Below are 26,434 nucleotides of genomic sequence, written 5' to 3'. Positions count from 1 at the left end.
ACCACAAGACAGGCGAGACGCGAATGCAGAACCCTCCGCAGCAGATTCTGGATCAATGGGGTTTGACCTTGCCAATCGGCGTGGCCGACACCGGAGCGGCGCTCGTATGGAAGGTCATCCAGGCCGACGAGTCTGCTGCTGCGTTGAAACTGTATCGCAATCCTGATCGTGGCAACGAGGCGCCGGGCACGGCGTTGTTGACGGCATGGCAAGACCGAGGTGCCGTTCGGATCATTGCGGAGGTCGACAACGCTGTACTGATGGAGTGGCTGACCGGGCCCTCGCTGGGAGACATCGCGAGACGTGGTCAGGTGGACAACGCCACGCAGATGCTTGCGGAAACGGCGCATCAGTTGCACCGGCATCCACCGGTTCAATGCTCAGGATTAAAGCCTTTGGGTGATGTGTTTGCGCCCCTGTTCGATTGTACGTTCGCCGACAGTTGCCATACCGCTTTGGAAAGGGACATGCAGCGCGCAATGGCTTTGGCACAAGACCTGCTGGACACTCAGACAACGCTTGCACCGCTGCATGGGGATTTGCATCCCGACAATGTCATCCTGACGCTGGATGGTCCTCGTGTGATTGATGCCAAAGGGTATCTGGGCGACCCCGCCTTCGAACTGGCCAACGCGTTGCGTCATCCCAAGGGCATGCCCGACGTAGTGCGCCAAAGGCGGCAAATTGAGACCTGCCTGACCCTCTATGCAAACGCGATGGAACTGCCGCGCGCACGGCTTGCCAATTGGGCGGCAGCGAAATGCGCCTTGTCGATTTTCTGGAGGTCAAACGGCCTGGTCACCCACGATGACGAGGCCGATTTGCTGAACCTGTTCCTGAAAGCCGCAGGTCAGTAAAGCCCACCGGTCGTCACATCGCCCTGTGTGGCTTTCGGCCCGACAATGACGGTCTGACCGGTCGAGGTTTGCACCTGAACACCGGCGCGCTGCACCTCTTCGAACAAGGGCAGGTCCGAGCCGATGGCAAAGCCGCCGTCATAGACCCGATCGATGAACCCATCGACGCCGTCGCGGAAGTATTCAGCCACCACGTATTCGCCGCTGGCATCTGCGGGCAGACGCGCGCCGCTGAAACGATCGATCTTGATGAAGTGACCACCCGGAGGCACTTCGAACGGGCCGCCGCCGTATTTCTCGACCGCTTTTTCCATGAAGCTCTGGAACACCGGGCCGCACATGGTGCCGCCGTAAGCCCCGCGCCCCATTGGACGGGGGCGGTCATAGCCGATGTAACACCCGGCAACGATGTTGGATGTGAAGCCGATAAACCACGCGTCCTTGGATTCGTTGGTCGTTCCGGTTTTACCGGCGGTCGGCACCGGCAGGTTCACATGACGGGACGCCGTGCCCCGATCCACAACGCCTTTCATCATCGAGGTCAGCTGATACGCGGTGATCGCGTCCATGACCTGGCTGCGGTTGGTCTCGATAGTGGGCGACTCATCCGGTTCCAGCCAGCTGGAATTACAATCCAGACACTGCCGGTCGTCATGACGGTAGATCGTTTTGCCGAACCGGTCCTGAATGCGGTCGACCAGAGTGGGTTCGACCCGCTCACCGCCATTGGCAAACATCGCGTAGGCGGCGACCATCTTGTAGAGCGTGGTTTCTTCGGACCCCAACGAGTTCGCCAGAAATGCGCCCATGCGGTCGTACACACCGAACCGTTCCGCGTATCCGGCGACAACCGGCATCGTGACCTCCTGCGCCAGACGGATGGTCATCAGGTTCCGCGATTGCTCGATCCCGGTGCGCAACGGCGTCGGGCCGTAGAACTTGTTGGATGAGTTCTTGGGCCGCCACAGGCCTTGTGGCGTGTTCACCTCGATCGGGGCATCCACAACAATGGTGGCGGGGCTATAGCCACTGTCCAGCGCGGCGGCGTAGACGAAGGGTTTGAAACTTGAACCGGGCTGGCGCTGCGCCTGCGTGGCGCGGTTGAATACGGTGTCCTGGTACGAGAACCCACCCTGCATTGCCAGAACGCGGCCCGAGTTCACGTCCATTGCGACAAAGCCGCCCTGCACTTCGGGCACCTGACGGGCGGACCACTGGCCCTCTTCCCCGGCCATGACAAGGATCACGTCGCCGCGTTTGAAATTGGCTGCGAAATCGCCCTGCATCCACTTGATGTCCGAACGCGGGATGATGCCGTCGGCGGGGCCGTCCTCGACCCCGACGGTCAGGGACTGATCGGCCACGTTCAGCACCACGGCAGGATACCATTGGGTCGGCAGCACCACATCGCGCGGGATTTCGATGATGGACAGCGCTTCGCGCCATTGCGCTTCATCTGACAGTTTTTCTTCGGCGATGACCTCGCCCGTGCCACGCCATTTGCCACGCGACAGGTCGTATTTCTGTAGCGCCTCGCGCAACGCGCGCGCCGCTTCGACCTGCATTTCTTCGTCGACCGAGGCGCGGACGGTGAAGCCGCCGGTAAAGAATTCACCCTCGCCGAAATCTTCGCTCAGCTGGCGGCGGATTTCGTCGGTAAAATAGTCACGCGGCGGCAAGGCGGTGCGGAAGCTTTCGAAATCACCGTTCTGGACAGAGCGCAGGGGCATCTCGACCTCGGTGTCATAGGTAGCCTGATTGATATAGCCGTTCTGACGCATCTCGCGCAGCACGTAGTTGCGGCGATCCAGCAAGCGCTGTTTCTGCCGAACCGGGTGGTAGTCCGAAGGTGCCTTGGGCATCGCGGCCAGCATCGCCGCTTCGTGCGGGGCCAGTTCCTGCAGCGTCTTGTTGAAATAGGTCTGGGCAGCGGCGGTCACGCCATAGGAGTTCTGGCCCAGAAAAATCTCGTTCATATAAAGTTCGAGGATCTGTTCCTTGTCCAACGTATCCTCAAGCCGTGTCGCAAGGATGATCTCCTTGATCTTGCGCTCGGCCCGGCGGTCACCGGACAGCAGGAAGTTTTTCATCACCTGCTGCGTGATGGTTGAGGCCCCGCGCACGGTCTCACCTTTGGTCCGCACGGCCTCAACCCCGGCGGCGATGATACCGCGCGGATCATAGCCCTGATGTGTATAGAAATTCTTGTCTTCCGCCGAGATGAACGCCTGTTTCACCAGATCGGGGATTTCCTCGGACGGCGTGAACAGGCGGCGTTCCTGTGCGAATTCGTCGATCAGTTGCCCTTCGCCTGAATAAATCCGGCTGATGGTCGGCGGCTTGTACTGCGCCAGCGATTCATGGCTGGGCAGGTCACGGCCATACATCCAGAACACCGCACCGATCACCAGTGCAGCCATAAAAATACCCAAAGTCACGAGGCTGAAGATCGCCCCGAAAATCGAAAGAATGAACCGGATCACGTTACTGCCTTTTTCTCGCGCTGCCGCCTATATAGGGATGCACCGCCCGAGGGTCAAAACCACAAGCGCATTCTAGCCGTTTTGGACGCCCGGGTCACTGACCAATGAGGGATTGCCTTATCACATCCTGCTGGTGCCAGTCCTCGAGCCCCTGATAGATGCCCTTTGCCATCCTGGCGCGCCATTCCGGATTTTTCAGGTTTTTCAAGTCTCTGGGGCTGGAAAGAAACCCAAGCTCAACAAGTACCGAGGGGATATCCGCCGCCTTGAGCACCGAAAAGGATGCCGTGCGCAAGGGTTTGCTGTTCATGGGTCCGCCCTGTTGCGCCATGCCGTTCGCCAAAGCCTGTGCCAGCGCGTTGGTGCGGGGTTTGGTTTCCTGCCGTGCCATGTCCAGCAGAACATCGGCCACCTGATCGTCGGCCCCGTTCAGATCGATGCCTGAAATCAGGTCGCCCCGGTCATGCCGTTCCGCCAGTTTTACACTGGCCACATCCGATGCGTCGGCGGACAGAGTATAGACCGCTGCACCATGTGCCTGCCCTTCAGAGAGTGAATCGGCATGCAGCGAAATGAACACATCCGCCCCGGCCCGATGCGCCAGCGCGATGCGGCGTTCCAGCGAGACGAACTGATCTTCGACGCGGGTCAGGATCACCTCGTAACCGCCTGACCGCAATAGCAGTTCCCGCAGCTCGCGCGCGAAAACCAGCATCATGGTCTTTTCGTCGATCCCGCCAAACTCGGCCCCCGGATCGATACCGCCGTGGCCCGGGTCCAGCATAACGCGCAGGGGGCGGTCTGCACGGCGTGGGGCCTCACCCTCGATCACAGCCGGTTCCGGCAAATCCCACCCGGGGTTGCGCGGCGCACCGGCCGCAGCGTTGAAGGCGTCGAAATAAGTACCTTTCAGATGCAGGGACAGCAGCGCTGCGCCCGAGCTTTCGTCGATCCGCAATTCCGCCGTATCCACTGCCATCGGCGCACCCAGTTCCAGCACCAGACGCGACCAGCCCGGCACATACGCTCCGAACTGCACACCGCTGATGCGCTTGGACTGCAGAAAGTCGTCGCGGGTCAGGCCGGTCCAGTCGACCTCCTGAAAATCCAGAACCATCCGGTAGGGATCGCGCAGGGTGAAGATGCGGTATGGCACGCCCTGGCTTAAACTCAGGTCCACGCGGACACCGGTTTGCCCGGTATCCACAATCCGGCTGTCCTTGGGCTGAACACGCGCCAACGCGCTGAAATCCTGCGCAACGGCAGCACCAGCCAGCGCCCAGATCAGCGCAATGCAAAAGAGTATCCTGCTCATGGCCTCAAGTTTTCCCGAGATCGTTTGCGCGCCAGCCTATCCCATCGGGGCGCGTTTGTGAACGGCTCAGGCCTGTTCCGTGACTGCCCCGCGTTCCGCCATGAAGATACGCAACCGGTCCAGCCCCTGCTGAATGTCAGCGGTGGCGCGGGCGTAGGAAAAGCGCAGCGTCCTGTGGCCGCGCTGAGGGTCGAAGTCCAGCCCCGGCGTCACAGCGACCCCGGCCTTGTCCAAGATCTCGGCCGCAAAGGCGCGGCTGTCATCGGTCAGGTCCGACACGTCGGCATAGACATAAAACGCCCCGTCAGGAGGCGCGATATTGGTGAATCCGGCCTTGGGCAGACCGTCCAGCATCAATGCACGGTTTCGGCGGTAGACGTCCAGATTGGCCTGCAACTCATCCTCGCAGTCCATCGCCGCCAGGGCCGCGACCTGACTGGCATGCGGCGCGCAGATGAACATGTTTTGCGCGATGCGCTCGACCACGCGCACCTGATCCTCGGGCACCACCATCCAGCCCACGCGCCAGCCAGTCATCGAGAAATACTTGGAGAACGAGTTGATCACGTAGCACTCATCCGTCAGTTCCAGCGCGGTGACGGCTTTGGCCTCATATTCCAGCCCGTGATAGATTTCGTCGCTGATGAAGGATGCGCCCTGCCCCTGCGCCGCGTCGATCAGAGACGACATCGCCGCATGATCCAGCATGGTGCCGGTGGGGTTAGCGGGCGAGGCAACCATAAGCCCCTGCAAGTCCAACCCGGCGAAATCGGTCGGAACCGGCTGCAGCCGGTTTTCCGGCGCGGTCGGCAGATCGACCGGAACCAGACCGAGCGCTTTCAAAATCTGACGGTACGAGGGGTAGCCCGGCGCACCGATCCCGACCCGATCTCCGCTGTCGAACAGTGCCGTGAAAGCCAGCAGAAAACCGCCCGAGGATCCGGGCGTGATCACCACCCGGTCAGGATTCAGATCGACGTTGTACCATTCGCCATACATCCGGGCGATGCGTTGGCGCAATGCGGGCAAACCAAGCGCCACGGTATAGCCCAGCGGGCCGTGTTCCATTGCGCTTGCCAAGGCCTCGGTCGCGCCTTTGGGGGCACCGGTTCCGGGCTGGCCGACCTCCATATGGATGACATGTCGCCCGGCCTCTTCCGCTTTGCGCGCGGCCTCCATCACATCCATCACAATGAAAGGATCGACCCCGGACCGGGTTGAGTTTCTCATGCCCATCTCCCATGTTTCTGACATGGCTTTTGAACGCGTATCCCGGCTGGCGTCAATCCCGGCCCTGATGCTGGCTGCGGTGATGTGGCTGGCAGCCGCCGCGCAAAGCCATGCACAAGGCCTGATCCGGGACCCAGATATCGAACACGGGCTGCGCGAACTGGCCTTTCCGGTGCTGCGCGCCGCTGGGCTGAACACCAACCGGGTTCGCATCCTTGTGGTCAATGACAGCACCTTCAACGCCTTCGTCATCGATTACAACGCCATCTATCTGAATTACGGGCTGATTCTGACGGTGGACAGCCCCGACATGCTGCAGGCCGTGATCGCGCATGAAGCCGCGCATATCGCCAACGGCCATCTGGCCCGGCGCGCCGAGAACCTGAAAGCTGCGAAGCGCAAGGCGGGTTTGGGAACGGCCCTTGCCTTGATCGCCGGTGCCGCCGGTGGCGGAGAGGCCGCCGCAGGCATCGCTGCGGGCACGCAATCCGCCGCCCTGCGCAGTTTTCTGGGACACACGCGCGCCGAGGAATCTGCCGCCGACCGCAGCGCCGCCGGTTATCTGCGATGGGCGGGCATTTCGCCCAGCGGCATGGTCAAACTGCACCGGAAGTTTGCGGGTCAGGAACTGCTGAGCCCGGCCAATCAGGACCCCTATATGCGCTCGCACCCCACCAGCCGCGAACGCTTGCGCGCTGCCGAAACCTTTCTGGATCAGTTCGGCGACAAGGCGCAGCCCAATGCCAATGCCGATTATTGGTTTGCGCGGGTCAAGGGCAAACTCTCGGCATTTCTGCGCTCGCCCGCCTGGACCCTGCGCCGGTCACATGAGGAAACCGATTACGACATCCGCATGATGCGCGAGGCCTCGGCCCATCACCAGAACCGCGATCTGGCCCGTGCCCGCGCCGCGATTGACGAGGCACTGGCAATGCGCCCCGACGATCCTTTCTACTATGATCTGAAAGGGCAAATCCTGCTGGAAAACAGACAGTTGTCCGAGGCTGTTGCAGCATACAGCCAGGCCGTGGACATGGCCCCCAATGACTCTCTGATCCTCGCCGGGTATGGCCGCGCCTTGCTGGCGCATGGCAAGACGAACGAAGCCCTGCAAGCCCTTGAAAAAGCACGCGCTCGGGACTATCGCGACGTCCGGCTGATGCGCGATCTGGGTGCGGCTTACGCCAAGGTTGGCAATAACGGGATGGCCTCGACCGTCACCGCAGAACGATACGCTTTGCAAGGCAAGCTCGCCGACGCAGGCATTCACGCAAAACGGGCCATTGGGCAGTTGCCCGAAGGCTCACCGGGTTGGCAAAGGGCGCAGGATGTGTTGATTGCTTCACAACGCGCCGAAAAGGAAAAAAGGAAACGGAAATGATCCTCAGACATGCAGCACCCGCCCTTCTGGGGCTTTCCATGCTCACCAGTCCTGCACAGGCGCTGGACCTGAACGCCATGAGCCAGGCCGAGAAAGACGAATTCGGCGCGCAGGTCCGTGAATACCTGCTGGAAAACCCCGAGGTGATCATCGAGGCGATCAATATTCTGGAACAACGCAACGCCGCCGCCGAAGCGCTGGCCGACAAGGAACTGGTCGCAGCAAATGCCGACGAGCTGTTCGACGATGGCTATAGCTGGGTCGGCGGCAACCCCGAGGGCGATATCACGCTGGTCGAGTTCATGGACTATCGCTGCGGCTATTGCCGCCGCGCCGTGCCCGAGGTGACCAGCCTACTGGCCGAAGACGGCAACATCCGCCTTGTGATCAAGGAGTTCCCGATTCTGGGCGAAGCGTCGGTCCTGTCCTCGCGGTTTGCGGTCGCAACCAAACATGTGGCCGGGGGCGATGCCTACAAGCAGGTGCATGACGCATTGCTGGAGTTCAGTGGAGAACCCTCCGAAGTCACCCTGCGCCGTATCTCGGACGGTCTGGGGCTGGACAGCGACGCGATCATTGCCGCGATGGACAGCGATAAAGTGACCGAGGAAATCGCCCAGACCCGCGCGCTGGCGCAACGGATGCAGATCACCGGCACGCCATCCTTCGTGCTGGGCACCGAAATGCTGCGGGGGTTCCTGCCAGCAGAGCAGATGCAGCAGATTGCCGATGGAGTTCGGGCTGAACAGGGGTGATTGGAGCGTTTTTTGAACGCGCCTTACCCTAGTACGGATAGGGCGCGTTGCACTTCAAAGATACGAACCACTCAGGCGTTCCATCTCTGCTGAAACGCGTCGCAGACACTGGCTGCCCTTTGATTCCCGCTGGTATGACATCGCGACCTTGCCGGGTACTTTCGGCAAGAATGGCATTCAGATCCTCGGGTTTCGTGTAACGGCGTATCCCGGTGTTTTCGGTAATCGGCCCCGACCTGCAATAAGTTGCTCTCGCAATCTGCTTGGCCAAACCCAGCGCCGCAGCTTTATCCTGTCCGTCCCGCAAAGATACCGCCACGCGCGAAGCGAGTTGCGGGTCAGCGTTGATGATCGTCGACTTTCGTGACGGATTGCCCTGTCCGCCCGGTCCGATCCGCACCCGGGCCAGCGTGTTCGTCCCGCTTTCATTATACCCCGAAACATGAACAGACAGATATCCCAGCTGTGTTCCGGCTGTTGGCTGCGGCACCGGAACACTCACAAAACCCGGTCTGTTATCATATTCGCTTGAAGGACTGGTGCATGCCGTCAGAAGCACCGTAGCGACCAACGCCGCCGAAAACTTAAAATGCAAGGGAATCGCTCCGAAAACTGATTTTGTTCAGCCAGTTCTGGAACGGAAATTCGACCGAATGAAGGCATTCCGGAATGGTGAGTTACTCCGCCGCCTCTGCAGCAGCATCCAGTTCAGCCGCCTTCTTCTCGACCTGCTCGACGATGTGATCGATCATCTGTTCATTCGACATCTTGTGGCTGGCCTTGCCCGCCAGATAGACCATCCCCGACCCGGCCCCGCCGCCGGTGAAGCCCACGTCGGTCATCAACGCCTCACCCGGTCCGTTCACGACGCAGCCGATGATCGACAGGGACATGGGCGTCTTGATGTGTTCCAGCCGGTGTTCCAGCGCCTCGACCGTCTTGATCACGTCGAACCCCTGACGCGCGCAGGAGGGGCAGGAGATGATGTTGACGCCACGATGCCGCAGGCCGAGGGATTTGAGGATCTCAAACCCGACCTTGACCTCTTCCACCGGATCGGCGGACAGGCTTACGCGGATCGTGTCGCCGATGCCCATCCACAGCAGATTGCCCAGACCGATGGCCGATTTGATGGTGCCGCTGACCAGCCCGCCGGCCTCTGTAATGCCAAGATGGATCGGCGCGTCGGTGGCTTCGGCAATGCCCTGATAAGCGGCAGCCGACAGGAAGACGTCGCTGGCCTTGACGCTGATCTTGAAGTTGTGGAAATCGTTGTCCTCAAGAATGCGGATATGTTCCAGCCCGCTTTCGACCATCGCCTCGGGGCATGGCTCGCCGTATTTTTCAAGCAGATGCTTTTCCAAAGAGCCCGCGTTCACCCCGATACGGATCGAACAATTGTGGTCGCGCGCCGCCTTGATGACCTCTTTCACCCGTTTCTCATCACCGATATTGCCCGGATTGATCCGCAGACAGGCAGCCCCAGCCTCGGCCGCTTCGATCCCGCGACGGTAGTGGAAATGGATGTCGGCCACGATCGGCACCGGGCTTTCGCGCACGATCTCTTTCAGCGCTTTTGACGAGGCTTCATCCGGAACCGAGACGCGGACGATATCCGCGCCAGCCTCGGCTGCGGCCTGAACCTGAGCCACGGTTGCTGCTACGTCGGTGGTCAGGGTGTTGGTCATGGTCTGCACGGCAATGGGCGCATCCCCGCCAACTGGCACGGTCCCGACCATGATCTGACGGGATTTGCGGCGATAGATATCGCGCCATGGACGTACGTGATTAAGGGACATGAGGACCGGTCCGCGTCTGCCTGGGTTGCGCCTTTAGATAGTCCGGCAACCCGTGCTCCGCAATGGCTAGATCACTCGGCAGGCTCTTCTGTCGCCTGCGACTGAAGCTCGGCCACGACTTGTTTCAGCGCGCTGTTCTGTTCGGCTTCCAGATCGGCAACCGCATAGGTTTCGGCCACTGATTCCTTCGACAGAACAACGCCCTTGGCGACCGTTCCCGGCGCGCCCACGGGACCAAAATGTTCACCGTTCATCGAGAAGAACACAGATCCGGATGCGCCAGCGCGCAGTTGCGGGGGTTCTTCGGTCAGGGGGACTTCGAACACGTTGCCTTGCTCAATCGTTCCCAGCGTGCCTTCGAAGATCACGCTGCCATCGGCGGCAGTGACCCGCATCCATGCCGGATTGACGGCCACGATCTTGAGGGTCGTATCGATCTGCTCGACCACCTGCGGCAGCGCCGGTCTTTCGACCGTATGCACCTCGGCCAGTTCGGCCTTTGGCAGTTCCGGCGGGCGGAAGGTGCCAACATTGCGCGGATCAAGGGTCGAGATCGGGGCGTCGCGGGCAACCAGGACCGGAACGTCCAGCGCCTGCGGGCGATAAAGGCGATCCAGCGCCTCTGCCGTCGGGGCAGCCGCTGTTTCGACCGTGTCGCTGTTGTTACGCGCTGCGTCCAGCGGGTCGAGATCGGCCAGCACCACGGGCGCCTGCTCAACCGGGCTGACCTGCACCTGCTGAATCCGGTTCAGAACCGACCAGCCGCCATAGCCAATCCCGCCGATCAGCATCAGCAGCACCAGCGAGGAACCGATGGCGCGAGGTTCGATCTGGCTGACCAAAGACTCGCGGCCCGGAACGAACGGCGTATTCGGAGAGATAAACGGATCATGCCCCATCGGACCGCGCGCCGGGGTGCCGCCCAGGGGTTTGCGCACCACCGAGGCCTCGGCCGACATGCCATGAGCGACCTCGAACCCGCTTTCCTTGCAGAAGGCGGCAAAGGTTTCGTCCGGGTTCATGCCCAGATAGCGGGCGTAGGAACGCACATACCCGGCGATGAAGCCGGGTGTGTCGAATGCATCGGGGTCAGCGTTTTCGATGGCGGCGATGTAGGTGGCCTTGATCCGCAATTCGCGCTGCACGTCCAGAAGCGACTTGCCCATGGTGGCGCGTTCACCGCGCATCATATCGCCAAGCCGAACCTCATAGTCGTCATAACCTTTCGGTCTGACATCCGTGTCCTCTTCGGAATCGCGCTGAGATCTGCGCCCAATCATTCCTGCCGCCCCATTTTGCCTGTCGCGCGTTTCGCGCTAACGGCGAATCATTCCCTTAACGATTCGTCCGTTGTTTTTGTTAGCGTAAGCTTAACATGCGACAAACCAGTTGCACACTTAACCGTGACGTTAGCCTGCAAGTTCGGCGCGATTTAGCGCACAATGTGACCAAAGTTCGTCCATCGCCTGCACCAGACGGTTCATTTCGTCGGGTCCATGCACCGGGGATGGGGTAAAGCGCAGACGCTCGGTTCCGCGCGGGACGGTCGGGAAATTGATCGGCTGCACATAAATGCCATAGTCGTCCAGCAGCATGTCGCTGAGTTTCTTCGTGTGGACAGGGTTGCCCACGATGACCGGAACGATGTGGCTGCCGTGATCGATCAGCGGCAAACCCATCCCCTTCAGCCGCAGCTTGAGGATCTTTGCCTGGGTCTGATGCTGCTCGCGCAGTTCGGGCGCACGCTTGAGATGCGCGACCGAGGCCGCAGCACCAGCAGCAATCGCCGGCGGCAGCGACGTGGTGAAGATGAACCCCGGCGCATAGGACCGCACCGCGTCGCACATCTTGGCGCTGGCCGCGATGTATCCACCCATAACGCCATAGGCCTTGGCCAGCGTCCCGTTGATGATGTCGATCCGATGGGCCAGACGGTCCCGCTCGGTCACGCCACCACCGCGGGGGCCGTACATGCCAACCGCGTGGACCTCATCAATATAGGTCAGGGCACCGAATTCATCGGCCAGATCGCAAATCTCTTCGATCGGGCCGAAATCGCCATCCATCGAATACACCGACTCGAACGCAATCAGCTTGGGCGCGGCGGCATCGTCAGCCTCGAGCAATTCGCGCAGATGGGCGACGTCGTTGTGGCGGAAGATGCGCTTGGCCCCGCCATTGCGGCGCACGCCTTCGATCATCGAGGCATGGTTCAGCGAGTCGGAATAGATGATCAGGCCAGGGAACAGCTTGGGCAGCGTGCTGAGCGTTGCGTCATTGGCGATGTAAGCGCTGGTGAACAGCAAGGCGGATTCTTTGCCGTGCAGATCGGCCAGTTCCGCCTCAAGCCGCTTGTGATAGACCGTTGTGCCCGAGATGTTGCGCGTGCCGCCCGATCCGGCACCGGCCGCATCAACCGCGTCATGCATCGCTTCCAGGACAACCGGGTGCTGCCCCATGCCCAGATAGTCATTGCCGCACCAGACGGTGATGTTCTGCTGCGAGCCATCAGGGCGGGTCCGTACCGCGTGGGGGAAATGCCCGTTGCGGCGTTCGATATCGATAAAGGTCCGGTAACGTCCTTCGTCATGCAGCCTGGCAATCGCTGTATCGAGCTGAGCAGTATAGTCCACCGGACCCTCCTTGACTGCCCGGCGCGGATTTCCACCCCGGACAAAATTCCACCGCTTTAACAGAGTGCTCTGTTCAGGCGGCTATTTTGCGTTCGTATGCTTCAACTCACTACAGCCGAACCGCAGAACCCAACTTTGATTTGCATCAAATATAAGTTTGGTCCCTCTCCGACAAGCAAAGTTACGGCCTTCAAGCGCGAGGAAACGACGCAGGCGCTATATCCAGCATCGGCAGGTTTCCGATATTAGACGAATTTCAACGCCTTGCCCACTGGACGGCAAGTATAACCCTGTTAGGTTCCCGCAAACACCACCAAAGCAGGAGCCCGCCATGTCCTTGGACGCCGTGCTGAGCCGGATCGACGACGATCTGCAAACTTCAATTGACCGTTTGATGGAGCTGTTGCGCATCCCGTCCATCTCAACCGATCCGGCTTATAAAGAACAGGTCGATCAGGCCGCCGACTGGCTGGTTGCCGATCTGCAGAGCATCGGTATCGCCGCCGAGAAACGGGAAACACCCGGACACCCGATGGTCGTTGGCCATGTTGGGGAAGGCGGAAACGGGCCGCATGTGCTGTTCTATGGCCACTACGATGTCCAGCCGGTGGACCCGCTGAACCTGTGGAACCGCGACCCGTTCGACCCGGCGATCGAAGAAACGGAACACGGCCCGGTGATCCGGGCGCGCGGTGCCTCTGACGACAAAGGGCAGTTGATGACGTTTGTCGAGGCATGCCGCGCCTGGAAAGCGGTCCACGGCACCCTGCCCTGCCGCATCACCTTTTTCTTTGAAGGGGAAGAGGAATCGGGCTCTCCGTCGCTGGTGCCGTTCCTCAAGGAAAACGCTGCCGAACTGAAGGCCGACCTCGCGCTGGTCTGTGACACATCGATGGTGTCGCGCGGGGTGCCGTCCATCGCCTCGCAACTCAGGGGGATGCTGAAGGATGAGTTCACTATTGTCGGCCCCCGTATCGACCTGCATTCCGGCCACTATGGCGGCCCCGGCCTGAACCCGCTGCGGGAATTGTCGAAGATCGTCGCATCGTTCTATGACGAGGAAACCGGGCGGGTGGCCGTCGAAGGATTCTACGAAGGCGTCCACGAGGTTCCGGCTGAGCTGTTGCGCCAATGGGAAGGCTGCGGGTTTGATGAGGCCGAGTACCTGAACTCGGTCGGATACACGCAGGCCCACGGCGAAAAGGGCTATTCCACCCTCGAACAACAATGGGCGCGCCCGACGCTGGAAGTGAACGGGCTTTGGGGCGGCTACAACGGCGCAGGTTCGAAAACGGTGATCCCGTCCGAGGCCCACTGCAAAATCACCTGCCGTCTGGTGGGCGACATGGACCCTGACGCGCTGCGCGACAAAATCCGCAAGCACGTCCAGGATCGCCTGTCCCCTGATGCGAAGGTTGTGTGGGACAACGATCTTGAAGGGTCCCCGGCCTCGGTCATGAACCTGGATCGACCTGAGTTTGAAACCGCCCGTGGCGCGCTGTCAGACGAATGGGACCGCGAGGCCGTGTTTACGGGCATGGGTGGATCAATCCCCGTCGTCGGCTATTTCAACACGGTGCTCGGGCTGGATTCGATGCTGGTCGGATTTGCCAATGAAGACGACGCTATTCATTCGCCGAACGAGAAATACGACGTGAAAAGCTTCCACAAAGGCATCCGGTCCTGGGCCCGGATATTGGAAGCGCTCAGCAAATAACTCAGGGATTTTGCGAGGCTCTGCCTCGCGCTCCGGGATATTTTCAGCCAGATGAAGAACGGATCCCCTGCTTCATCTGGCCCATAAATATCCCGGGGGAGTCGCGGCTTGCCGCGGCGGGGGCAGAGCCCCCTATCCCTACATGTGGATTACGCGACCGTAAGCATCCAGCACGCTTTCGTGCATCATCTCCGACAGAGTCGGGTGCGGGAAGACGGTGTTCATCAGGTCTTCTTCCGTGGTCTCCAACTGGCGGCCGACGACATAGCCCTGGATCAGTTCCGTCACTTCAGCGCCGATCATGTGCGCGCCCAGAAGTTCTCCGGTCTTGGCGTCGAACACGGTCTTGATCAGACCTTCGGGTTCGCCCAGAGCAATGGCCTTGCCATTGCCGATGAAGGGGAAGCGCCCGACCTTGATGTCATAGCCAAGCTCTTTGGCCTTCGCTTCGGAATATCCAACCGATGCAACTTGTGGCTGGCAATAGGTGCAGCCTGCGATGCTTTCGGGTTTCACCGGATGCGCGTGCTTGCCGGCGATCAGGTCGGCGACCATGACGCCCTCGTGGCTGGCCTTGTGCGCCAACCAGGGCGCACCCGCGATATCGCCGATGGCATAGAGGCCATCGACCCCGGTTCGGCAATATTCATCGGTCACAACATGGGTCCGGTCGATTTTCACACCCAGCGCTTCCAGCCCCAGGTTTTCGACATTGCCGACGATGCCAACCGCCGAGATCACGGTGTCAAACTCGTGTTTCTCGACTTTGCCCTTGACCTCGATATGCGCTGTCACTTTGCCCTTGGCGCGGTCAAGCTGCTTGACCATCGCCTTTTCCATGATCTTCATGCCCTGCTTGGTAAAGGCCTTTTTGGCGAGCGCGCTGATCTCGGCGTCTTCCACCGGCAGAACGCGGTCCATGACCTCGACAACGGTCGTATCCGCGCCCAGCGTGTTGTAGAAGCTGGCGAATTCGATGCCGATTGCGCCCGAACCGATGACCAGCAGTTTCTTGGGCATGCGGGGCGGCTGCAGCGCGTGTTTGTAGGTCCAGACCAAATCACCGTCTGCCTCAAGACCCGGCAGTTCGCGCGCCCGCGCACCGGTTGCTAGGACAATGTTCTTCGCAGTCAGATCCTCGGTGCCCTTGTCGGTCTTGACGCTGACCTTGCCTTTGGCGGGAATGGATGCCTCACCCATCACCACGGTGACTTTGTTCTTCTTGAGCAGATGCCCGATACCACCCGACAATTGCCCCGCAACCCCGCGTGAGCGTTTGACGACCGCATCCAGATCGTAGCCAACCTTGTCTGCCTTGAGGCCGAAATCCTTGGCACGTTCCATAAGGTGAAACACCTCGGAAGAGCGCAGTAGCGCCTTGGTGGGGATACAGCCCCAGTTCAGGCAGATGCCGCCCAGATGCTCACGCTCAACCACTGCGGTTTTCAACCCCAGTTGCGCACCGCGGATTGCGGCGACATAGCCCCCCGGCCCGGCGCCAATTACGATCAGATCAAAAGATTGTGCAGCCATGTGTCCCTCTCGGCGCAGGTCGATAGAAATTTAGTTTACCATTAAACTAATTTTCGCAACGCATCAACACACCGCCCCGCGACAAAAGCGACGCAGGGTCAATTTGGTCGAATTGTGCGGTTTTCAGCCTATACCCGAGGGGGCGCAATAGCTAGAAAAGAAGAGGTTGAACCCTGCACACGTTCTTAATTCCAAGATATTCGAAAGGCTTACCATGGCCAAAACGCTCAAAGATCTTTTGCTTGCCCTGCTGAACGCGACGCTGATTTTGGTGGCACTTTGCCTGTTTCTGGGTTGGAAACTGGCCTCGACCGTCAACGGGATCACATCAGAATTTGCCGAGAACCTGCAGATCGTGACCCCCTTGCGCGATCAGGCGCAGGACCTGCGCGGCGAGCTAGCGAGCCTACGCAGTGAACTGGCGGAGCTGCGGACTGACGGCGGCGCGCTGGATGAGGCGGCGGCGCAGCGCCTTGGTCAGACGCTGGGCAGATTGGAACAGATCGAAGAAAAGCTGCAATCCGTTCAAACCCGGTTTGCGGACATGGCGGACTCGCCCGAGCTGTTGATTGATCAGGCAATCAGCACCTCGGCCGACGTTATCGCCGACCAGGTGAACGAAATCCGAGGTTGCGTGCCCGAGGCCTAACCGGCGGCCTGCAACTCGCGCACCGTTGCGCCATAGCCGCCCATGCTGACATAGGCTGCCTCATGCTCGGTCGTGGCGCGGGACAGGGCCTCATTCCGGTACGGGAAGCGCCCGAACTTGCGGATCACTTCGCGATGCGCCCTTGCATGCAGCAGATTGCGCGAATTGTCCTTGCTCATGTTCTCGCACATCAAACGCACGCAGCGTTCCTGATCGCACAGGTTTTCCGAATGCATCAGCGGCAGGTAGAAGAACTGCCGTGCCGGTTCGTCGATCTTCAGATCCCAGCCCTTGTCGATGGCGCATTTCGCTGCCGCCAGCGCCGCGCGGTCGGTTGCAAAGGCCTTGGCCTCGCCCCGGAACATGTTGCGCGGAAACTGATCCATCAGGATGATGTACGCCAAAGCGCCGCTTGGATAAGTCAGCCAGAGCGAAAATTTGCCCCCATTCGCTGCTTTCCATGTCTCAAAGAAACGATCCCGGATGTCGGCGTCCATCGCCTCATCCTGCAGATACCAACCCTTGGGACCAACCTCATCTAACCAATAACTCAATACACTTTCAGGACCAACCATGCCCTAAACTCCGTCTTGCACCCTCCCCAGGGACGTAACTTTATTTAAGTCCGTTTTACAGAACTGTTACAGTAACATATTGCAACACTGGCGACATAATCTCGTGTCCTAGGCAACATCTTGCGTATCCTGGTCCGCCTCGGCGGCTTCTATAGCGACTTCCTGTGCCACCTCGAGCGCAACAGGTGAAGCAGTTGGATACAATGTGGACATTGTGCCGGTTTCGTCCACGGGAATCGCGGCACGCTGAGTCGTGCGGTAGAGCGCATAGGTGGCCATCGCGAACAAAAGCAATGCGATAAACAGGAAAAAGCCCGGCGGTCCAAAGACCGTATCGCCCATCAGCCAGCCTGTGATCAGCGGCCCGGCAATCGCCCCCAGCCCATTGATGAACAGCAACCCGCCCGAGGCTGCGGCCATGTCTTCGGGTTCCAGAAAGTCATTCGCGTGAGCGATGAGAAGAGAGTAAAGCGGGTTCGACATGCCACCGATGATGAAGGCCGCAGCCAGCAGGATCGGGAACGCGATGCCAAACATCATACCCGCAATTGCGCCACATCCCCCCGTTGCGGCGACAAGCAGGATCAGGAACCGGCGGTCCATTCGGTCCGAGAACCAGCCCAGAGGGTATTGCAGCACGATGGCCCCGATGTAGAACGCGGCGACAAAGGTCGAGATTTCGACCAGCGACAGACCGGCCCGGGCGCCGTAGACCGACGCCATGCCAAACTGAGCCGAGAAAACGCCCCCCAACAGGAACATGCCCACGCAGCCCAGCGGTGACTTTCCCATCAGCTCGCGCAGGGTCATCGCCTTGGTGGTATCGAAAGCGGGCGTGGGCGAAATCGACAGCAGGATGGGCGCAAACGACACCGAAACCAGTATCGACGCGATTACGAACGTTTCATACCCCGCCGGATCACCGGCCAGCACCAGCGCCTGCGCCCCGATAATGCCGGACATCTGAACGATCATGTAAAGCGACAGCGCCTGGCCCCTGTTTTCATTGCTCGCGGCGTTGTTCAGCCAGCTTTCCGCAGTGACATACACGCCCGAGAAACAGAACCCGATCACGACCCGGCCCAGAACCCAGGCAACCGGGTCGGTCAGCATCGGGTACATGATCATGACCGCTGAAATGAATGAGGCCAGCGCCGCGAACACGCGCACATGACCAACACGGCGGATCATCTCGGGCGCCAAACGCGAGCCGCCCAGGAACCCCACAAAGTAGGCAGACATGACAAATGACATCTGCAGGGTCGAGAAGCCTTCGATCTCGCCGCGCACACCAAGAATCGTGCCCTGAAGGCCGTTTCCGACCATCAGCAGCCCCATGCCAAGCAAAAGAGCCCACGCGCTGGACAGGACCTGAATCATTGGGGCCTCCGAAGTAATGCCGATCTGTATTGGGGTCCGTTTTGCGATCAAAACCCGCCCTGGTCGCGCTTGTCTACGACATTCCCGAAAAATGATGCCCGGAACGCGCCCTTCACGGGATTAAAAGCGACGCGTCACCGTAGGAAAAGAAACGATATTTCTGACGGGTGGCATGGTCGTAGACGTCCCGCATCCGGTCCTGCCCCATCAGGGCCGAGACCAGCATCAGCAGGGTGGATTTCGGCAGATGGAAATTGGTCATCAGCGCGTCTGTCACCTGAAACTGAAAACCGGGATAGATGAAGATGTCGGTCTCACCTTCCCACGGTTCGATCCGGCCGCCGCGTGCCGCGCTTTCGATCAGGCGCAGCGCTGTGGTTCCGACCGGGATGATCCGCCCGCCCGCCGCTTTGGTGGACCGGATCTCTTCGGCGGCGGTGGCGCTGACCCTGCCCCATTCCGCATGCATTTTATGTGTGGTCACGTCCTCGACCTTCACGGGCAGGAACGTGCCCGCCCCGACATGCAGGGTGACATGGCTGATATGTACCCCGCGATCCGCCAGCGCCTGCATCAGCGGTTCATCAAAATGCAAAGATGCCGTGGGGGCTGCAACCGCGCCCGAGTTGCGCGCCCAGATGGTCTGATAGTCGGTCTTGTCTTGTTCATCCGCTGGTCGCTTGGCCGCGATATAGGGCGGCAATGGCATCGCGCCCGCCTGTTCCAGCGCCGTGTCGAAATCTTCGCCGGTCAGGTTGAACCGCAGGCAAGCCTGCCCGTCTTCCACCCGCTCGAGCGTGGCGCTCAGGTCGTCCGAGAAAACGATGCGCTCTCCTGGCTTGATCTTTTTTAGCGGCTTGATCAGGGCCGCCCATGTGCCATCGGCCTGCGGATCCAGCAAAGTGGCCTCGATCGCGGCGGAAACCGGCCCCTGCGCGCTGTCCCGATGACGCCGCCCGTTCAGGCGCGCGGGGATCACCCGCGTGTCGTTCAACACCAGCCGGTCGCCCGGCTGCAGCCATTGCGGCAGGTCGAACGCGTGGCTGTCAGTGATCGTGTCCCCCTGCGCCACCAGCAGCCGCGCGGACGAGCGCGGGTTGGCAGGACGGGTGGCGATCAGGTCTTCGGGCAGGTGGAAATCAAAGTCGCTCAGTTTCATGGCCGCGCCTTACAGGGCCGGAACAGATTCGGCCATATTCGGATTTACCGGTCGCTTGTCCGTGACCCGAATGTCTTCTTCACCTCATCCGGCTTTTGCGGCTTGGCGTTGGGTCCGTCCGAGACGGTGGGCGCAGGCGCGCGCAGAAGGTTGCGCAGGAACAGCGGGGCAAGGCCGGACAGCGGGTTAACCGAAACCTTGGGCGAGGCCAGCGGCCCGGTTAACGTGTAGTTGAAGCCAATGACCCCTTCGCCCTTCTTGGTGAAGACACTGCCGATGGCATTCACCAGATAGATGGGTGAAATCGCGCCACGCAGGTTCAGCAGCCCCGCCACCGTGTCGATGGTTCCGTCAAAAGACAGGCCCATCGAGGGGCCGACCGCGCTGCCGCTGAGCACTTTGATTTCCGTCGGGGTGATCCGCATCCGGCTGTCGATGGTCGAGAAAAAGATGCCCTGCCCCGCCATTTCATCCAGCAACCCGACCAGACTGATCGCGTTTAGCAGCGCAGCCATGGCCGGAGCATCCTGAATGCGCGTGTTGACGATTTTCAGGATCACGTCGTAGCTGCCCGGCGCAGTGACCGGCTCGAGCTGCAGGTCAAAGCCGCCGCCACGCGCTTGCGTCAGCACGCCGGCAGACCGAAGGACGGCCCCTGCATTGTCGGATTTCAGGTTGACCGCGCTGCGCCCACCGCGCGGCGTTACCTCCCCCCGGACCGAGGCCCCGCCGTTGACCAGAGCCGTAAAGGGCCCGTGGACACCGCCGCTGGTCTGGAACGTGCCTTTGAACCCGGTCAGCGCAATTGTCTCGGTGACCTGCAGACGGTCCAGCGTGACGTCCAGTTTAAGGCTGGATGCCGCGCCGCCACCGCCGCCTGATCCAAAGGTCGAGCGGCCCAGATTCAGAACGCCGCCCAGAACGCGGATATCCGGGGCTGCCGAGCCTCGCGACACAAGCTCCGCCGGAACCGCCAGCCAGTTGCCCAGATCGAATGAGCTAAATTGCATACGGTCGAACTCGCCCTCGTTGAAGGAAATCGAGGCTGTCGTGCGCAGTCCAGCGGCGTCAAGACGCAGGGAATCCACCTTTAGCTGATCCCCCAACGTTGCCTCGGCGGTCAGCGTGCCGGAACTGTTCGCACCTTTGCGCCAGCCCAGTTCCGGGATCGCAAGCGCGACGCCAACCAGATCGGAGGACGCGCTAAGCTTCGGTGGTTCCCCCGCGCCGATGCCCAGTGTGATATCCGCCGTCCCCTTGCCCGTCAGCATGCCTTGCGGCAAGCCCGCCTTGATCTCGTCCATCAGGCGCGGTGACAGTTCAATCTGCCCGGTCAGTTCGCTGCGCTGTGCGGTTTTGCCGTCGATCGGCTGATACCAACGGGCCTGAATCGGGACATCTCCGAACAGGCCCTGCCCGTCGATTTCAACACCGGTCTGATCGCCGCTCAGGTCGAGCAGAGCGGCACTGACCGCGAAGCCGGGCACCAGACCGTCACTGCTGAGGTTGCCCAGATCGCCTGAGAAGTGGAACTCGGTGTCCTGAAACTGCAACCCTTTTTTCATGGGCAGAGACAAGGTGCCCGACAGCGCCACGGACCCATCTGCCAGATCGACCGGCAGCCCCGCTTTGCTGAGCAGGCTCAGCGGCGGACGGTCCAGCAGGGACAAAGCAGCCGTCACGCTTCCCGCCGCATTGATCCGCGCGATGGCGGGTGAGGATTTCTTGATCTCGGTGTCGGGAACGATGAAGGACGTCCCTGAGGCGTCAACTGCCCCGCCCTCATCTGCGATCACGACACCGCTTTCGGCGGTGGCGGTGAACCTGTTTTCGATCAGGATGGCCTGCCCCTGCGCGTTTTCAATCGGGGGCAGCGTTTTGACGAACCGGATCTTGGCCTTGCTGAACCCGAAATCCAGATAGATATCCGGCCTCTCGTCGGGTCGCAGCCGCAGTGCGAAATCCATATCCGACAGTTCGCCCTCGTACAGGTTCTTCGTCACCCATTCGCGGGGTTTGGCGGCCAGACGCTCGGGCCAGTAGCTTAGCACCTCGTCCGAGGTCATCGCGTCCAGATGGGCATCCAGATCGACCGACCACCCATCGGGCAGGCCGATCAGAATGCCGGACGCGCGCAGCGTGTGTTCCGCATCCTCTACCGTCAACTGACCGACACGCAGTTGGAACGGGTCGAATTTCATCTGCAGGTCAAGTTCCGCGTGCGTCAGGTCCAAGGCTTCCGGGAACAGGTTCGCGGGGTTCACGTTCAGCCCTGAAAACTGCAATTGCGAGGACAGGCTTTCCAGAACGCCGTTTTCCACCCCCTGCAGAAAGGCTTTGCCATCGGCCTGAATCGATCCCCAGGCCGAGACCACCGAGAACTCGTTGAAGTCCAGTGCCTGTTGTTTCGGATCGTAGGTGAAATAAGTGCGGGCCGAGTCGAACTGCACCGGAAGGGTCTCGGGGTTCGGCTGCAGCGCCCCCGCCCCGAGGTTCAAGGTCGCAAACAGGGGGCCAATTGCGCCCTGGTCATCCACACTGCCGCGCAGCGCGCCGGATATCGGCGCGCGCAGGTATTGCAGCCAGGCCAATGCCGCGCTTTGCCCGGCGATGTCTTCGGCCGGCAGATCGGTGATCGAAACGCCGAAGCTCGCCGCCGGAGTACCCAGAACGCTTGTATAGTTCGCCTCGATCTCGCTGGCATAGTCCCTGCCCGACAACACGGAAAACCCGGTTGCCAGACGCATTTCACTGGCGCTGCGCGTGGCCTGAATATGGCCGCCATCCATGACCCAGGACCGCCCCTGCCGCAGATCGGTGAAATCCAGCGTGATCGCATTCACCTGAACCGAGGTCAGTGCTGAAAGCACCGGCGACAGAAAGACCTCATCCGAGGTTTCGATCAGTTGGGCGAGGTTCGGCGCCTCCTGCACCGGCGCGCTGCCCGCGCCCACGGTCAGGGTCAGCGCCCCGTCCATCCCACGCGTCAGCGCGATCTGAGCCCCGCTGAGGATGATCCGTTTGGGCCGCACATGCCCGCGCAGCAGCGGGCGCATCGCAAGGCTGGCGCGCATGTCCGACACCTGAGCGATCTGCTGTCCCGCCGCGTCGCTGATGCTGACATCCGTCAGGCGCAACCGGGGACGCCATCCTTCGTGAATGATGAAGCTGACATCGCCAAAGCGGATTTGCAGCCCGCCCATATTCTGTTCCAGCCGGGCCTCGACCCGGTCACGGACCCAGACCGGCGCGTGGAAGGTCTGCCCCAGAACCATGAAACCGGCAAACAGTGCCAGAACCACCAGTAGCAACGTGCCCCGCATGGCCCAAATTCCGGCAGCACGGCGACGGGAACGGCGACGTTTGGGTTTCCCCGCCGTCCCGTTACCTTCCTGTTTCTGCTGCACCAATTTGCTATCCACGCCTTTCCACCCGTCCAGGATGCCCTATGATAACCGGCAGCCCTTAAATCTCTTTACCGGAGTTTCCAATGCCCGACATTTCAGACATAGCCCCTGACTTCACCCTGCCGCGCGACGGTGGCGGTGAGGTGACACTTTCGGATCTGCGCGGCGGCACCGTCGTTTTGTTCTTCTACCCCCGTGATGATACGCCGGGCTGCACCAAGGAATCTATTGGTTTCTCAGAACAACTTCAGGCCTTTGCCGATTCAGGCGCTCACGTTTTCGGCATTTCGCGGGACAGCGTGGCCAAGCATGACCAGTTTGTCGCCAAGCACGGGCTGACCACGCCGCTTCTGTCGGACGAGAACTCGACCGTCTGCGAGGATTACGGCGTGTGGGTCGAAAAGAACATGTATGGGCGCAAATCGATGGGGATCGAGCGGTCGACCTTTATCATCGATGGCGAGGGCAAGATTGCCCACGTCTGGCGCAAGGTCAAAGTCCCCGGCCATGTCGATGAGGTGCTGGAGGCGGTCAAGGCCCTCTGACCCTCGACCCCGAGCGCCATCCGGTCTATCACCCGCAGCGAAGCAAGCAGGCGGAGCGACAGAGTGCCCCAAACACTGACCCAGATGGCGACCGAGGTTCTGACAACGGCGGACGGGCGGGCGAAAACCGCCCTGTCCAAACGTCACGCCGCCGCGTGGTTCGCCGCCCGCAAGGGCGAGGCCGAAGCCATCGAGGTCGGTACGGCAACACCACCGCTGAACCCCGCCCGCCCAGACAAGCCGGAACTGCTGTCGCCCCGCGACGTACCGAAACGGCGACCGGGAACCGAGGCAGGGCGTATCGCCTTGCTGCATGCTGTGGCGCATATCGAGCTTAACGCGGTCGATCTGCACTGGGACATCATCGCGCGGTTCGGGCATGTGCCCATGCCCATCGGGTTCTACGACGACTGGGTCAAATGCGCCGAAGAAGAGTCGCGCCATTTCGAGATGGTCTGCGATTGTCTGGAAAGCATGGGCAGCCATTACGGCGCCCTGCCCGCCCACGCAGGCATGTGGCGCGCGGCGGAGGACACCGCCGAGGATCTGATGGGCCGCCTTGCCGTGGTCCCCATGGTGCTTGAGGCGCGCGGGCTGGACGTCACCCCCGGCATGATCGAAATCTTTCGCAAGGCCAAAGCCGAACAGGCCATCGCCGCGCTGGAAGTGATCTATGCCGAAGAGGTTGGCCATGTGGCTTATGGCTCAAAATGGTTCCATTTCCTTTGCGGTCGCGAAAACGCCGACCCCAAGGATGTGTTCCACGCCCTTGTCCGGCGCTATTTCCACGGGGTTCTCAAGCCCCCCTTCAACGAAGAAAAACGCGCCGAGGCCGGGTTGCCGCCCGACTTCTACTGGCCGCTGACCGAAGACCTGCCTGCGCCCGGGCATGTCTCAAAGTGATGCTTTTCAGTTGATTTCGGCAATATCCCGCCGATGAACCGCAGGAATTCCGCATGGATCGCTGCGGATGGGTCAACAAACTTGCCCGACCGCGACCGGCCCTTTATGCAAACGCCCCAAGGGACGGCGACGCACTCACTCACGACCGGTCCCGATCTTGGGGACGAGAGGATAAGACGCGTGAGAACACGTCTGGCAATCAAATTACACTCGCTGCTTGAACGGCACTTTCCCGAACGCCGGGTCTTTCTGAAATCCGACAAAGACACGCGGTTTATCCGTCTGAGTTCCGAGACGCAGGTGGCCGCGGTCGCCGGTGTCGCGGTCATGGTCGGCTGGACGACGGTGGCCACGGCGATCCTGCTGATGGACAGCATCGGCTCGGGCAACTTCCGCGAACAGGCGAAACGGGATCAGGCCACCTATCAGGAACGTCTGAACATCCTGTCAACCGAACGCGATGCGCGGGCGCAGGAAGCGCTGGCGGCGCAGGACCGGTTCAATGCGGCTCTGGATCAAATCTCGGCGATGCAATCCGAACTTCTGGCCTCGGAAAACCGCCGTCGCGAGTTGGAGACGGGGATCGAAGTGATCCAGACCACCCTGCGCGCGACCATGAAGCAGCGCGAAGAGGTTCGGACCGAACTGGCCAAGCTGCAGCAGGAAACCGACGGCACCGACATGTATATGGCCGCCGTCGCCAACCCTGCGCAGATGGAGTTCATGACCGACGCCCTGGCGCGCACGGCGGAACAGCGGGACCAGATCGCCGCCAACGCGCAGGACGCGCTGGATCAGCGGGACGATCTGGAACTGGAAATTCGCCTGATGCAAGAGCGCAACGACGAGATTTTCCGCCAGTTGGAAGAGGCGATGGTGATCTCGGTCGAGCCGCTGGACAAGATGTTCCGCAGCGCAGGCATGCCCACAGATCGCATCATCGAAGAGGTCCGGCGCGGATATAGCGGTATGGGCGGTCCGCTGACCCCTTTATCCTTCAGCACACGCGGTGAAGAAGAGGACCTGTCCGCGGACGAGGCCCGGGCAAACACGTTGCTGCAGCAGATGGATCAGCTGAACCTGTACCGTATCGCAGCCGAAAAAGCCCCGTTCGCCAGCCCGGTGAACGCGGCCGTGCGCTTTACCAGCGGTTACGGCACCCGCCGCGACCCGAAAACCGGCGGTCGGCGCATGCATAACGGTGCGGATTTTGCCGGCGCGCATGGCACGGATATCTTCGCAACCGCTGACGGAGTCGTCACCCACGCGGGCTGGCAATCGGGCTTTGGGCGGCTGGTCAAGATCCGCCACGCGTTCGGAATTGAGACACTTTACGCTCATAACACCAAGATCAACGTAAAGGTCGGTCAAAGGGTCTCGCGCGGGGATCATATTGCTGATATGGGTAGCACCGGACGGTCTACCGGCACACATTTGCACTATGAGGTGCGTGTGAACGGAAAACCTGTAAACCCAATGACTTACATCAAGGCTGCGAGAAATGTTTTCTAAGAGCAAAATCAACGAGCCCGGGTCGAAAGAAACCGAGGCAGCAAAACCGGCCGCTCCGGCCACTCCGGCGACCCCTGCACCGGCTGAAACCAAGGCCAGCACCGCGCCCAAGCCCAAGCCTCCGGCGTCGGTTCTGTCTTCGGACCTGCACATCACCGGCAACCTCAAGACGAGCGGTGACATTCAGGTTGAAGGCACGGTCGAAGGCGACATCCGCGCGCATCTGCTGACCATCGGCGAGACCGCGACAATCAAGGGCGAAGTGACGGCGGATGACGTGGTTGTCAACGGCCGCATCGTAGGCCGTGTGCGTGGTCTGAAGGTCCGCCTGACCTCGACCGCACGGGTCGAAGGCGACATCATCCACAAGACCATCGCCATCGAAAGCGGCGCGCATTTCGAAGGCTCGGTCCAGCGTCAGGACGACCCCCTGAACCCGGGCCGCAGCGGCAAATCGGGCGCAAACCCGGCGGCGGAAGTGAAGCAGTAAGCTTCTTTCGGCAAAGTGACACTATTCGGAAGCGCCGCAGGACCCCCTGCGGCGCTCTGGTTTTCTGGGGCGCTTTTCGTGGTTCTGGAATGTCCTTGGTGCGCAATGAAG

General features: G+C 60.9%; 21 protein-coding genes. 9 read left to right on the top strand and 12 right to left on the bottom strand.

Features of this window, described 5'->3' with window-relative positions; translation table 11 throughout:
• Positions 1-23 precede the first annotated feature (23 nt).
• On the top strand, positions 24-857 hold the full coding sequence (locus tag ACR0EZ_RS13545) for an aminoglycoside phosphotransferase family protein (RefSeq protein WP_480613825.1): 834 nt from the start codon (positions 24-26) through the stop codon (positions 855-857).
• Here the strand turns inward: ACR0EZ_RS13545 and ACR0EZ_RS13540 are convergent.
• From ACR0EZ_RS13540 to ACR0EZ_RS13530, 3 genes are all read right to left on the bottom strand, one after another.
• The gene (locus ACR0EZ_RS13540) at positions 851-3,340 is read right to left on the bottom strand and encodes a penicillin-binding protein 1A (RefSeq protein ID WP_480613824.1); all 2,490 of its coding nucleotides are present in this window, start codon (positions 3,338-3,340) and stop codon (positions 851-853) included. The genes ACR0EZ_RS13545 and ACR0EZ_RS13540 overlap by 7 nt on opposite strands.
• A 94-nt stretch (positions 3,341-3,434) precedes the next feature.
• On the bottom strand, positions 3,435-4,655 hold the full coding sequence (locus ACR0EZ_RS13535; protein WP_480613822.1) for an N-acetylmuramoyl-L-alanine amidase: 1,221 nt from the start codon (positions 4,653-4,655) through the stop codon (positions 3,435-3,437).
• A 66-nt stretch (positions 4,656-4,721) separates the two neighbouring features.
• On the bottom strand, positions 4,722-5,885 hold the full coding sequence (locus ACR0EZ_RS13530; RefSeq protein WP_480613820.1) for a pyridoxal phosphate-dependent aminotransferase: 1,164 nt from the start codon (positions 5,883-5,885) through the stop codon (positions 4,722-4,724).
• Between ACR0EZ_RS13530 and ACR0EZ_RS13525 the strand changes: the two genes are divergently transcribed.
• Both ACR0EZ_RS13525 and ACR0EZ_RS13520 read left to right on the top strand, forming a co-directional pair.
• A complete protein-coding gene (locus ACR0EZ_RS13525; RefSeq protein WP_480613818.1) occupies positions 5,884-7,266 on the top strand; it encodes a M48 family metalloprotease in 1,383 nt (460 codons plus the stop codon). The genes ACR0EZ_RS13530 and ACR0EZ_RS13525 overlap by 2 nt on opposite strands.
• On the top strand, positions 7,263-8,021 hold the full coding sequence (locus ACR0EZ_RS13520; protein ID WP_480613816.1) for a DsbA family protein: 759 nt from the start codon (positions 7,263-7,265) through the stop codon (positions 8,019-8,021). The genes ACR0EZ_RS13525 and ACR0EZ_RS13520 overlap by 4 nt, the downstream gene beginning before the upstream one ends.
• 28 nt (positions 8,022-8,049) lie before the next feature.
• On the opposite strand, the gene ACR0EZ_RS13515 is transcribed toward ACR0EZ_RS13520, so the two are convergent.
• From ACR0EZ_RS13515 to hemA, 4 genes are all read right to left on the bottom strand, one after another.
• The gene (locus ACR0EZ_RS13515) at positions 8,050-8,616 is read right to left on the bottom strand and encodes a hypothetical protein (RefSeq protein ID WP_480613814.1); all 567 of its coding nucleotides are present in this window, start codon (positions 8,614-8,616) and stop codon (positions 8,050-8,052) included.
• 82 nt (positions 8,617-8,698) lie between these two features.
• A complete protein-coding gene (gene ispG / locus ACR0EZ_RS13510; protein WP_480613812.1) occupies positions 8,699-9,820 on the bottom strand; it encodes a flavodoxin-dependent (E)-4-hydroxy-3-methylbut-2-enyl-diphosphate synthase in 1,122 nt (373 codons plus the stop codon).
• 71 nt (positions 9,821-9,891) lie between these two features.
• Entirely contained in the window at positions 9,892-11,100 is a 1,209-nt protein-coding gene (locus ACR0EZ_RS13505; protein WP_480613810.1) for a helix-turn-helix domain-containing protein, read from the bottom strand.
• Positions 11,101-11,229: 129 nt separating this feature from the next.
• Positions 11,230-12,453 carry a 5-aminolevulinate synthase gene (hemA, locus tag ACR0EZ_RS13500; RefSeq protein WP_480613808.1) on the bottom strand — a complete coding sequence of 408 codons (1,224 nt, stop codon included), beginning with the start codon at positions 12,451-12,453 and terminating at the stop codon, positions 11,230-11,232.
• Positions 12,454-12,784: 331 nt separating this feature from the next.
• Between hemA and ACR0EZ_RS13495 the strand changes: the two genes are divergently transcribed.
• Entirely contained in the window at positions 12,785-14,170 is a 1,386-nt protein-coding gene (locus ACR0EZ_RS13495) for a dipeptidase (RefSeq protein ID WP_480613806.1), read from the top strand.
• A gap of 138 nt (positions 14,171-14,308) precedes the next feature.
• Here the strand turns inward: ACR0EZ_RS13495 and lpdA are convergent, their stop codons facing one another.
• Positions 14,309-15,703 carry a dihydrolipoyl dehydrogenase gene (gene lpdA, locus ACR0EZ_RS13490; RefSeq protein WP_480613804.1) on the bottom strand — a complete coding sequence of 465 codons (1,395 nt, stop codon included), beginning with the start codon at positions 15,701-15,703 and terminating at the stop codon, positions 14,309-14,311.
• A 214-nt stretch (positions 15,704-15,917) separates the two neighbouring features.
• Between lpdA and ACR0EZ_RS13485 the strand changes: the two genes are divergently transcribed.
• On the top strand, positions 15,918-16,352 hold the full coding sequence (locus ACR0EZ_RS13485; RefSeq protein WP_480613802.1) for a hypothetical protein: 435 nt from the start codon (positions 15,918-15,920) through the stop codon (positions 16,350-16,352).
• Here ACR0EZ_RS13485 and ACR0EZ_RS13480 read toward each other — a convergent pair.
• From ACR0EZ_RS13480 to ACR0EZ_RS13465, 4 genes are all read right to left on the bottom strand, one after another.
• On the bottom strand, positions 16,349-16,927 hold the full coding sequence (locus tag ACR0EZ_RS13480; protein ID WP_480613800.1) for a DUF924 family protein: 579 nt from the start codon (positions 16,925-16,927) through the stop codon (positions 16,349-16,351). The genes ACR0EZ_RS13485 and ACR0EZ_RS13480 overlap by 4 nt on opposite strands.
• Before the next feature lie 108 nt (positions 16,928-17,035).
• Complete coding sequence (locus tag ACR0EZ_RS13475) at positions 17,036-18,307, bottom strand: MFS transporter (RefSeq protein ID WP_480613799.1); 1,272 nt, start codon at positions 18,305-18,307, stop codon at positions 17,036-17,038.
• A gap of 112 nt (positions 18,308-18,419) precedes the next feature.
• Positions 18,420-19,466, bottom strand: coding sequence for a tRNA preQ1(34) S-adenosylmethionine ribosyltransferase-isomerase QueA (queA, locus tag ACR0EZ_RS13470; RefSeq protein ID WP_480613797.1), 1,047 nt, complete (start codon positions 19,464-19,466; stop codon positions 18,420-18,422).
• A 44-nt stretch (positions 19,467-19,510) separates the two neighbouring features.
• Positions 19,511-22,888, bottom strand: coding sequence for a YhdP family protein (locus tag ACR0EZ_RS13465; protein ID WP_480613795.1), 3,378 nt, complete (start codon positions 22,886-22,888; stop codon positions 19,511-19,513).
• 68 nt (positions 22,889-22,956) lie between these two features.
• Between ACR0EZ_RS13465 and ACR0EZ_RS13460 the strand changes: the two genes are divergently transcribed.
• The 4 genes from ACR0EZ_RS13460 (at position 22,957) to ACR0EZ_RS13445 (ending at position 26,323) form a co-directional block, all read left to right on the top strand.
• A complete protein-coding gene (locus ACR0EZ_RS13460) occupies positions 22,957-23,418 on the top strand; it encodes a peroxiredoxin (RefSeq protein ID WP_480613793.1) in 462 nt (153 codons plus the stop codon).
• A gap of 84 nt (positions 23,419-23,502) precedes the next feature.
• Positions 23,503-24,321: a ferritin-like domain-containing protein gene (locus tag ACR0EZ_RS13455; protein ID WP_480613944.1), complete on the top strand. Its 819-nt coding sequence runs from the start codon at positions 23,503-23,505 to the stop codon at positions 24,319-24,321.
• A gap of 180 nt (positions 24,322-24,501) precedes the next feature.
• Positions 24,502-25,833 carry a DUF5930 domain-containing protein gene (locus tag ACR0EZ_RS13450; protein ID WP_480613791.1) on the top strand — a complete coding sequence of 444 codons (1,332 nt, stop codon included), beginning with the start codon at positions 24,502-24,504 and terminating at the stop codon, positions 25,831-25,833.
• Entirely contained in the window at positions 25,823-26,323 is a 501-nt protein-coding gene (locus ACR0EZ_RS13445; RefSeq protein WP_480613789.1) for a bactofilin family protein, read from the top strand. The genes ACR0EZ_RS13450 and ACR0EZ_RS13445 overlap by 11 nt, the downstream gene beginning before the upstream one ends.
• Positions 26,324-26,434: the final 111 nt, after the last annotated feature.

This window comes from Ruegeria sp. AK4 (genome assembly GCF_056541025.1).
The sequence above is the reverse complement of the archived record's forward strand: the minus strand, read 5'-3'. Positions and strand labels throughout refer to the sequence as shown.

Excerpts from the sequence above, each read along its gene's own strand:
- ACR0EZ_RS13485 (WP_480613802.1), top strand. The coding sequence starts at position 15,918 with ATGGCCAAAACGCTCAAAGATCTTTTGCTTGCCCTGCTGAACGCGACG.
- ACR0EZ_RS13505 (WP_480613810.1), bottom strand. The coding sequence starts at position 11,100 with ATGATTGGGCGCAGATCTCAGCGCGATTCCGAAGAGGACACGGATGTC.
- ACR0EZ_RS13475 (WP_480613799.1), bottom strand. The coding sequence starts at position 18,307 with ATGATTCAGGTCCTGTCCAGCGCGTGGGCTCTTTTGCTTGGCATGGGG.
- ACR0EZ_RS13455 (WP_480613944.1), top strand. The coding sequence starts at position 23,503 with ATGGCGACCGAGGTTCTGACAACGGCGGACGGGCGGGCGAAAACCGCC.
- ACR0EZ_RS13530 (WP_480613820.1), bottom strand. The coding sequence starts at position 5,885 with ATGAGAAACTCAACCCGGTCCGGGGTCGATCCTTTCATTGTGATGGAT.
- ACR0EZ_RS13480 (WP_480613800.1), bottom strand. The coding sequence starts at position 16,927 with ATGGTTGGTCCTGAAAGTGTATTGAGTTATTGGTTAGATGAGGTTGGT.
- queA (WP_480613797.1), bottom strand. The coding sequence starts at position 19,466 with ATGAAACTGAGCGACTTTGATTTCCACCTGCCCGAAGACCTGATCGCC.
- ACR0EZ_RS13535 (WP_480613822.1), bottom strand. The coding sequence starts at position 4,655 with ATGAGCAGGATACTCTTTTGCATTGCGCTGATCTGGGCGCTGGCTGGT.
- ACR0EZ_RS13460 (WP_480613793.1), top strand. The coding sequence starts at position 22,957 with ATGCCCGACATTTCAGACATAGCCCCTGACTTCACCCTGCCGCGCGAC.
- ispG (WP_480613812.1), bottom strand. The coding sequence starts at position 9,820 with ATGTCCCTTAATCACGTACGTCCATGGCGCGATATCTATCGCCGCAAA.
- ACR0EZ_RS13525 (WP_480613818.1), top strand. The coding sequence starts at position 5,884 with ATGCCCATCTCCCATGTTTCTGACATGGCTTTTGAACGCGTATCCCGG.
- lpdA (WP_480613804.1), bottom strand. The coding sequence starts at position 15,703 with ATGGCTGCACAATCTTTTGATCTGATCGTAATTGGCGCCGGGCCGGGG.
- ACR0EZ_RS13445 (WP_480613789.1), top strand. The coding sequence starts at position 25,823 with ATGTTTTCTAAGAGCAAAATCAACGAGCCCGGGTCGAAAGAAACCGAG.
- ACR0EZ_RS13495 (WP_480613806.1), top strand. The coding sequence starts at position 12,785 with ATGTCCTTGGACGCCGTGCTGAGCCGGATCGACGACGATCTGCAAACT.
- ACR0EZ_RS13545 (WP_480613825.1), top strand. The coding sequence starts at position 24 with ATGCAGAACCCTCCGCAGCAGATTCTGGATCAATGGGGTTTGACCTTG.
- ACR0EZ_RS13520 (WP_480613816.1), top strand. The coding sequence starts at position 7,263 with ATGATCCTCAGACATGCAGCACCCGCCCTTCTGGGGCTTTCCATGCTC.